The sequence below is a fragment of the Streptomyces murinus genome, from assembly GCF_002154555.1.
Classification (GTDB): Bacteria; Actinomycetota; Actinomycetes; order Streptomycetales; family Streptomycetaceae; genus Streptomyces; species Streptomyces murinus.
The window spans coordinates 1-2,060 of the sequence record NZ_MUNF01000561.1 but is presented as its reverse complement, the minus strand read 5'-3'; the positions used below and the strand labels follow the sequence as shown (position 1 = coordinate 2,060).

Sequence of the window (2,060 nt, the reverse complement as noted above, 5' to 3'; positions counted from 1 at the left end):
GACGGTGGGTGAGAAGTCGGTGCCCCGGTACTCCTCGCACTCGGGTGCCAGCCCGGCGAGGAGCAGCCCGGTGCCCACACCGATTTCGAGAACGCGGCGGGGGCGGAGGGCCCTGATGCGGTCGACGGTCGCGTCGCGCCACTCCAGCATCTCGGGCAGCGGGATCGGCTGCCCGTCGTAACTGCTGTTCCAGCTGGCGAAGTTCGCGCCGAACTCCGTCCCGGGCGCGGTGGCGTAGACGGTGTCGTAGAGGTCCCGCCATTCGCTCAGCTGGCTCCGCTCGACCTCCTCGTCGTACGCGTGTGCCGAGGTGTCGGCGACGNNGATGTCGGGGTGGTCGGTGAGCACGGCCTCGATCTCGCCGGGTTCGATCCGGAACCCGCGGATCTTGACCTGATGGTCGGCCCGGCCGACGAACTCCAGCTCTCCGTACGGGTCCTGGCGCACCAGGTCGCCGGTGCGGTACATGCGCGCACCGGGCTCGGGCGGCGTAGGGGTCGGCGACGAAGCGCTCCGACGTGAGGCTCGGCCGGCCCAGGTAGCCGCGGGCCACCCCCGCGCCCGCGATGTACAACTCCCCCACCACTCCCGGCGCGACCAACCGCAGTCCCTCGTCCAGGACGTACACCCGGGTGTTGATGATCGGCCGTCCGATGAGCGGGGCGCCCGTGGTGCCGGTGAGGTCGGCGGCGGTCGACCAGATGGTGGTCTCGGTCGGTCCGTACAGGTTGGTCAGGTCGTCGGTGAGCGTCCGCAGCGAGTCGGCGAGGGCGACGGGCAGCGCCTCGCCGCCGACCAGCGTGCGCAGTCCGCGCAGGGCCTCCGGCTCGTGCGCGACCAGCAGTTGCCACAGTGACGGGGTCCCCTGCACGACGGTGACACCGTGCCGGGCGATCAGGTCGAGTACCGCGGACGGCTGGGGGACGGCCTCCTTGGGCGCGAGGACGACCGCGGCACCCGAGAGCAGCGGGTGGTACAGCTCCAGCGCCGCGATGTCGAAGGCGACCGTGGTGACCGCGAGCAGCCGCTCGTCGGGCCGCAGCGGCACCCTCTGCCGCATGGCCTGGAGGAAGTTGAGCAGCGCGGAGTGCGGCACCACCACGCCCTTGGGGCGGCCGGTCGAGCCGGAGGTGTAGATCACATACGCGGCGTCGGCGGCGCGCAGCGGCGCGGCACGGTCGGCGTCGCCCGGATCGGTGTCGGGGCAGTCGGCCAGCAGCGCCTGTGTGTCGGCGGAGTCCACGGTCAGCCGCTGCGGCGAACCGTCGCCGACCGGTAGCCGCGCGTCCGTCGCCACGGTGGTCAGCAGCAGTGCCGGTGCCGCGTCCGCCAGCACGTGTGCGAGGCGTCCGGACGGATGGTCCGGGTCCAGCGGCAGGTACGCGGCACCGGACTTGAGCACCGCGAGGAGGGCGACCACCAGGTCGGCGGAGCGCGGCAGCGCGAGCGCGATCACCGTGTCCGGTCCGGCACCCCGCCGTAGTAAGGCGTGCGCCAGCCGGTTGGCGCGGCTGTTCAGTTCCGTGTACGTCAGGGTGGTGTCCCCGACGATCAGGGCGATGGCGTCCGGCGTGGTCCGCGCCTGCTCGGCGAAGCGCGTGGGCAACAGGTCTTCGCCGATCTCGGCCTCGGCGTCCAGCCAGGCGCCGAGCATCTGTTGGTGTTCCTCGAAGGTGAGGAGGTCGATGTCGTCGAGTGGCTGGTCGGGGTGGGTGGTGGCCGCGTCCAGCAGCCGGACCCAGCGGTCGAAGAGCGTCTGGACGGTGGGAGCGTCGTAGATGTCGCTGGAGTACTCGACGGCGCCCGTGATGCCCTCCGGCTCGCCGTGGGCACCCCGCCGTTCGGCGAGGCTGAAGAAGAGGTCGAACTTGGCCGTGTGCGTGCGTCCGGGCGCCACCTCGATATGCAGACCGGGCAACTGGAACGCCGCCTCGGGAGCGTTCTGGAGGGCCAACATGACCTGGAAGAGAGGGTGATGGGCGAGCGTACGGGTCGGGTTGAGATGCTCGACCAGGTACTCGAAGGGCACGTCCTGGTGGGCGTACGCGGCCAGCGATGTC

Annotated in this window: 1 protein-coding gene; it reads right to left on the bottom strand. The window is 71.5% G+C overall.

Annotated features, from left to right (window positions below):
- Positions 1–2,029 (bottom strand): non-ribosomal peptide synthetase (locus CCN72_RS38735; protein WP_425276184.1); only part of this gene is annotated, 2,029 nt, incomplete at its 3' end.
- Positions 2,030–2,060: the final 31 nt, after the last annotated feature.